Genomic DNA, 6,883 nt, shown 5'->3' with positions numbered 1-6,883 from the left:
CAGCTATCAGCTATCAGCTATCAGCTATCAGCTATCAGCTATCAGCTATCAGCTATCAGCTATCAGCTATCAGCTATCAGCTATCAGCTATCAGCTATCAGCTATCAGCTATCAGCTATCAGCTAATGGAGTATGTAACAGGCTAGAAGCCTGTGCCACGCTATAAGCCTTTACCATGCAAGCTACTTGAGGTGGTATTAACTTGGGGCCTGTGGTTAACGGCTGACAGCTGATAGCTGAATGCTTACAGCCTTAGTTACTGGCATGTTAGTTATTTGCTGGCCCTTTGATTAAATAGCCGCACTGATGCTCTCCATTATTGAGCCAGTGAGTACGCTCCACTGTACAATCTGGCAATACGGCGGCAAACATTTCCAGTTCATGACCACACACACTGGGGTAAGATTCGGCAACGTTGGAAATAGCACAATTGTATTCGGTTAAAATATACTGCTCGCTAACGCCATTATTTAAATTACCTGATTCTAGGGTGTGCCACTCTGCCATATAACCTTCTAGTCTACGCAGTTCTACTAACTTGCCTACTCGCTCTCGCACTGTACCATTTCCTATACACTCCCGGTATTCTTGAGCTTTACGTTGCCATTGCTTTTGTAGAATCGTGCTAGTCTGTTCACGACCCAAGGTTTCTGTCATGGTATCGAGCAGGGAAACGGAAAACTCTCCGTAATGATGGGGAAAGCGATCGCGTCCTTTGTGAGAGAGGTGATAGATATGTTGAGGACGCCCCATGCCAATTTGAACAGATTTGTACTCAATTAGCCCTTCTGCCTCCAATTCTTTGAGATGACGTCGAATAGCTTGGGGGCTAACCCCTATGGCTGTGGCTAACTCCTGGGCTCTTGCTCGATCCTGTTTGAGGAGATATTGTAAGATGTCTCGCTTGGTGGAAGTTTGCTGAGTAGGCATCATGGGCTTAGGAGTTGGGGATTGGGTAACAGGGGAAGGGCACTCAGGCTTCCCTTTGGTGCTTGTCGGTACCGTTATTACTATTAAATCTAAATTCTCTTGACTTTAACAACATGTTTGTTGTTAATATAACCTACAATAGAGTTAAACAACAAAAACGTTGTTTTAATCCACCCAGTCACCAGATAATATCCCGTGGGCATGAGGAAGCTGTATATCATAGTTGTAACCGGCGATAAAAGCAAGCCGCTGTCTTGATGCAGTCGCTACCCGCAGTCTACAACCTCTAACCTTCCAACCTGCCAACCTACTCTACGGGAAAGTCAAAGGCGAACAAACTATCACTGTGTTTGTAACTCTGTTGAATCCTTAATGATAAGAGAGCACTAAATCGATGACTGCCACTGTCAAGACATTAGTCAACCAGCCCTATAAGTACGGCTTTGTCACAGATATTGAAGCGGATACCATTCCTCGTGGACTCAATGAGGATATTATCCGTCTGATTTCGGCTAAGAAAAACGAACCTGAGTTCATGCTGGAGTTTCGCCTGAAGGCGTATCGACAATGGCAGAAAATGACAGAGCCAACCTGGCCCCATGTTACCTATCCTCCCATTGACTACCAAAAGATTATCTACTACTCAGCACCCAAACAGACGAAGGAAAAACTCAATAGCCTGGACGAAGTTGACCCAGCTTTACTGGAAACCTTTGATAAATTAGGCATTTCCCTATCTGAGCAAAAGCGGCTGGCTAATGTAGCAGTGGATGCCATCTTTGATAGTGTCTCGATCGCCACTACCTTCAAAGAGAAGCTGGCTGAGTCGGGGGTAATTTTCTGCTCGATTTCGGAAGCTTTGCAAGAACACCCGGAGTTAGTGCGGAAATACCTGGGTAGTGTTGTTCCTGTGGCAGATAATTACTTTGCTGCTCTCAATTCAGCTGTTTTCAGTGATGGTTCCTTTGTCTATATTCCCAAAGGAGTCAAGTGCCCGATGGAACTGTCCACCTATTTCCGGATTAATAATGGAGATACTGGACAGTTCGAGCGTACCCTAATTGTGGCGGAAGAAGGCAGCAATGTTAGTTACCTAGAAGGCTGCACTGCACCGATGTACGATAGTAACCAGCTGCACGCAGCTGTGGTGGAACTGGTTGCCCTGGACAATGCTGAGATTAAATACTCCACGGTGCAAAACTGGTTCGCTGGGGATAAAAATGGTAAAGGTGGAATTTACAACTTTGTTACCAAGCGGGGATTGTGCAAAGGAGTAAATTCAAAGATTTCCTGGACTCAGGTAGAAACTGGTTCTGCGATTACTTGGAAGTATCCCAGTTGTGTTCTAGTGGGTGACAATTCCATTGGTGAATTCTACTCTGTTGCTCTAACCAACAATCTCCAACAAGCGGACACAGGTACCAAGATGGTGCATATCGGTAAAAATACCCGCAGCACCATCATTTCTAAGGGGATTTCTGCTGGTAAGTCCAAAAATAGCTACCGGGGTCTAGTCAAAATTGGTCCGAAGGCAAAGGGAGCACGGAACTACTCCCAGTGTGATTCTATGTTGATTGGGGATACAGCTGAGGCGAATACGTTTCCCTACATTCAAGTCCAGAACAACATGGGCAAAGTCGAACACGAAGCCTCCACTTCCAAAATCGGTGAAGACCAGCTATTTTTCTTCGCTCAACGAGGGATTTCAGAAGAAGATGCGATCTCCATGATGGTCAGTGGCTTCTGTAAAGATGTCTTCAATGAACTTCCCATGGAATTTGCTGCTGAAGCAGATAAACTTTTAAGCCTGAAGCTAGAAGGTACAGTCGGATAAGTAAGGTTAGCAGGTTGTTAGGAGGTATTTAGCAGGTTGTTAGCAGGTTGAAGGTTGGGAGGTTGAAGGTTGGGAGGTTGTTAGCAGGTTGAAGGTTGGGAGGTTGAAGGTTGAAGGTTGAAGGTTGAAGGTTAGTTTGTTGAAAGTTAGTTGCGTAGGGTGTGTTAGGGACGGGCTCGCCCTCATTTTATCGGTAGCCACTGTTGGGAAAGTCCGTCCCGTAACGCACCACCTGGTCTAATATTTATTACACCTGCTAACATTCAACATTAAACCTGATGACCTTAAACATTAAACCTGATGACCTTAAACATTAAACCTGATGACCTTAAACATTAAACCTGATGACCTTAAACATTAAACCTAATAACATTCAACATTCAACATTAAACCTGCTAACCTTAAACATTAAACCTGTTAACAATACTTCTGGGATAAAGCATTTAATTTCAAGTCAAAATGATTAGTGAAACTAGTGAAATAATATTGTCTGTTCGGGATTTGACGGCAGATGTGGATGGTAACCAGATTCTGAAGGGATTGAATCTGGAAGTGAAAGCTGGAGAAATCCATGCGATTATGGGGCCAAATGGTTCTGGTAAGAGTACTTTGTCTAAGGTATTAGCAGGTCATCCAGCCTATGATGTAACGGGAGGCGAGGTAAGTTTTTTAGGGCAAAATCTCTTAGAAATGGAGCCGGAGGAACGCTCTTTGGCTGGGGTATTTCTGGCGTTTCAGTATCCATTGGAAATTCCTGGTGTCAGTAATTTAGATTTCTTGCGGGTGGCTTACAATTCCCGTCGCAAGCACAAGGGATTGGAAGAAATTGATACATTTGATTTTGAGGATTTAGTTGAAGAAAAGCTGGAAATTGTTAAAATGAATCCCAGCTTTCTAGAGCGTAGTCTCAATGAAGGCTTCTCTGGAGGAGAAAAGAAGCGGAATGAGATTCTGCAAATGGCACTTCTAGAACCGAAACTGGGGATTTTGGATGAAACAGATTCTGGCTTGGATATTGATGCTCTCAAGATTGTGGCCAATGGGGTGAATCAATTGGCAAGTGCTGAGAATGCCATGATATTGATTACTCACTACCAACGTTTACTGAATTATATTGAGCCGGATTTTGTTCATGTAATGGCAGATGGTCGTATCCTCAGGACTGGTAGTAAGGAGTTGGCTCTAGAGTTGGAATCCCGTGGCTATGACTGGGTGCTGGAAGACGAGACTGCTGAGGTGAGTGTCTGATGACTATGGAAGTTTCTGTAAAACGGGAGGTTTCTTATTTGTCGGCACTGCTAGAGCAATGTCGCCAGGATAATCCGGTTGAGATGGATTGGTTACAAGAGCTAAGTAACCACGCTAGGGGGATTGCTCAGGAGTTAGCAATTCCTACCACTAAAGATGAGGAATGGCGGTTTACGGATTTGTCGCCACTGTTGCAGGAGACCTTTGAGGCTGCTTTAGCTTTTGATACAAGCACCTTGGATATTAGTCCGGTAGTTTTGCCAGAGGCGATGAACAGCCGATTAGTATTTGTCAATGGAATTTATGCCCCTGAGCTATCCTCTGTGGCTGGATTGCCTGAAGGGGTGTTTTTAGGGAATTTGGCTGAGTTGCCATCAGAGTATCAGAGTCGAATTGCTGATTATTTGGGCAAGCACCAGGGCGTAACCGATGTGTTTACGCTGCTCAATACCGCTGGTTTGACTGATGTGGCGGTGATCTGGTTGCCAAGGAATGCTGAGGTAACGCTTCCCATTCATCTGCTGTTTGTTTCCATGGCTGATGGGGTGCCTAGGCTTTTTCAGCCCCGTTGTTTGGTGGTGGCGGAGCCTGGTAGTCAGCTGAGTTTAGTTGAAGAGTATTGCCATGGCCAAGAGGCGAGCGCTCAGGGTGTTTATTTGACGAATTCCGTGACCGAGGTATGGGTTGGGGAGAATGCCAGGGTGACTCATATCCGGGTTGATGGGGAAAGTAATCAGGCTTTCCATGTCGGCAAGAGTGCGATCGCACAAGCTCGGAATAGTTTTTATAGTTGCCATGGCATAGCCTTTGGGGGGAAGTTGTCTCGCCATACTCTGGAGGTGTTTCAGATGGGTGAGGGGACCGAAACGATTCTAAATGGCTTAACCGCGATTAGTGAGCAACAGTTGGCAGATACTCATAGTGCGGTGATGTTGAATCATCCCAATGGGATCAGTAATCAGCTGCAAAAGTGCATTATAGATGGTAGTGCTCATGCAGTGTTTAATGGTAAGGTTTCTGTTCCTCAAGCAGCCCAGTTGACCAATGCAGCTCAGTTGAATCGCAATTTGTTGCTATCGCCCAAGGCTAGAGTTGATACCAAGCCTCAGTTGGAGATTACAGCTGATAATGTCAAATGTTCCCACGGTGCTACAGTCAGTCAGCTGGAAGCGGATGAAGTCTTCTATTTGCAAAGTCGTGGACTAAAGGAAACCGATGCCCGTAACCTGTTGATTGATGCGTTTGTAGCAGAAATACTCAATCAAATTCCCCTAGCTTCTCTTAGGCAAAGACTTTCGGAAACAGTCCAGGACTTACGCGGTTAAGTGAATTTCGCCCCCCTAGCCCCCCAAAATTGGGTGGTAATGATGTCAAAGTCCCCCGAGCGAGGGATTGCTCGCTCGGGGGATTTAGGGGGCAAATGCATAAGTCCTATAGCCATCAGTTCAAAACGGGAACGGAATAACGTTCAACAGTAACATGACCTTAACTCAAGAAAAAACCATTGCTGATCAAGTCCGGGCTGACTTCCCTATTTTGCACCAGGAGGTTAACGGTAAACCGCTGATTTACTTCGATAATGCGGCTACTGCCCAGAAACCGGTAGTAGTACTGGATGCACTGCGCCACTACTACGAAATGGACAATGCTAATGTTCACCGAGGTGTCCATACCCTTAGCACTAGAGCGACAGACGGTTATGAGGGGGCACGGGATAAGGTAGCTAGTTTTGTAAATGCCCAGTCACGACAAGAGATTGTTTTTACCCGCAATGCTTCGGAAGCGATTAACTTAGTAGCTTACAGCTGGGGTTTGGAAAATCTGCGCCAGGGAGATGAAATTATTCTCTCGGTTATGGAACACCACAGCAATCTGGTGCCTTGGCAAATTATTGCTCAGAAAACTGGAGCCGTACTAAAGTATGTGGGATTGACCGAGACTCAGGAGTTTGATTTACAACAGTTCCGACAGCTAATTTCTGAGAAAACCAAACTGGTAAGTGTGGTTCATGTTTCCAATACCTTGGGATGTATTAATCCCGTAGACGAAATTATTGCGATCGCACACGACTATGGCGCTAGGGTAATGATTGATGCTTGCCAAAGTATCCCCCATATGCCCATTGATGTCCAAGCGATGAATTGTGATTGGCTAGTGGCATCGGGTCATAAAATGTGTGCTTCCACCGGGATTGGCTTTCTGTATGGAAAACTAGACTTACTCCAAGCCATGCCTCCATTTTTAGGTGGTGGTGAAATGATTGCCGAAGTATTTCTGGATCACTCCACCTATGGGGATTTACCCCATAAATTTGAAGCAGGGACACCAGCCATTGCTCAAGCGATCGCACTTGGTGCCGCAGTAGACTATTTGACTGGCTTGGGTATGGATACTATCCATAGCTATGAAGAAGAATTAACCGCTTATTTGTTTAAGCAGTTGCAGGAAATTCCCGATCTAATCATGTATGGTCCCCAACCAACAATAGATGGTAAAGGTAGGGCAGCCTTAGCAACATTTAATGTTAAAGGATTGGATGCTAGTGATGTATCTACCCTGTTGGATCAAGACGGTGTAGCAATTCGTTCTGGACATCATTGTACTCAACCCTTGCACCATCGTTTAGGAGTAACTGGTACAGCACGAGCCAGTTTGTATTTTTATAATACTTTTGAAGAGATTGATCGATTTATTGTGGCGTTGAAAGAAACAATTGAGTTTTTCAGAAGTGCTATGGAGTGAATCTAGCAATTTGGGTCAGGTACAAATTTTTGGGTTTTAGGGAATCGGGAATCGGGAATCGGGAATAGGGAATCGGGAATCGGGAATCGGGGAAAAATTATGGGCGTTGCTGAATTAAGGAATGAATGC

Annotated in this window: 6 protein-coding genes; 4 read left to right on the top strand and 2 right to left on the bottom strand. The window is 45.1% G+C overall.

All coding sequences use genetic code 11. The annotated features are described in order from the left end of the window. Nucleotides 1-267: 267 nt before the first annotated feature. Nucleotides 268-933: an iron-sulfur cluster biosynthesis transcriptional regulator SufR gene (sufR, locus tag F6K20_RS18405; protein WP_287263317.1), complete on the bottom strand. Its 666-nt coding sequence runs from the start codon at nucleotides 931-933 to the stop codon at nucleotides 268-270. Nucleotides 934-1,324: 391 nt separating this feature from the next. Here sufR and sufB point away from each other — a divergent pair, with 391 nt between their 5' ends. Continuing rightward, nucleotides 1,325-2,764, top strand: a complete 1,440-nt coding sequence (sufB, locus tag F6K20_RS18400) for a Fe-S cluster assembly protein SufB (protein WP_008187504.1) — start codon at nucleotides 1,325-1,327, stop codon at nucleotides 2,762-2,764. A gap of 39 nt (nucleotides 2,765-2,803) precedes the next feature. On the opposite strand, the gene F6K20_RS18395 is transcribed toward sufB, so the two are convergent. Beyond that, nucleotides 2,804-2,950, bottom strand: coding sequence for a hypothetical protein (locus tag F6K20_RS18395; protein ID WP_287295576.1), 147 nt, complete (start codon nucleotides 2,948-2,950; stop codon nucleotides 2,804-2,806). 273 nt (nucleotides 2,951-3,223) lie between these two features. Here F6K20_RS18395 and sufC point away from each other — a divergent pair, with 273 nt between their 5' ends. The 3 genes from sufC (at nucleotide 3,224) to F6K20_RS18380 (ending at nucleotide 6,754) form a co-directional block, all read left to right on the top strand. Further along, nucleotides 3,224-4,012: a Fe-S cluster assembly ATPase SufC gene (gene sufC / locus F6K20_RS18390; RefSeq protein WP_070392943.1), complete on the top strand. Its 789-nt coding sequence runs from the start codon at nucleotides 3,224-3,226 to the stop codon at nucleotides 4,010-4,012. After that, on the top strand, nucleotides 4,012-5,337 hold the full coding sequence (gene sufD / locus F6K20_RS18385; RefSeq protein WP_287295575.1) for a Fe-S cluster assembly protein SufD: 1,326 nt from the start codon (nucleotides 4,012-4,014) through the stop codon (nucleotides 5,335-5,337). The genes sufC and sufD overlap by 1 nt, the downstream gene beginning before the upstream one ends. Nucleotides 5,338-5,491: 154 nt before the next feature. Further along, nucleotides 5,492-6,754: a SufS family cysteine desulfurase gene (locus F6K20_RS18380; protein WP_287295574.1), complete on the top strand. Its 1,263-nt coding sequence runs from the start codon at nucleotides 5,492-5,494 to the stop codon at nucleotides 6,752-6,754. Nucleotides 6,755-6,883 lie beyond the last annotated feature (129 nt).

This window comes from Moorena sp. SIO2C4 (assembly GCF_010672485.1).
Classification (GTDB): Bacteria; Cyanobacteriota; Cyanobacteriia; order Cyanobacteriales; family Coleofasciculaceae; genus Moorena; species Moorena producens.
Note: the sequence above shows the minus strand (reverse complement) of the source record. Positions and strands in the feature narration are given on the sequence as shown.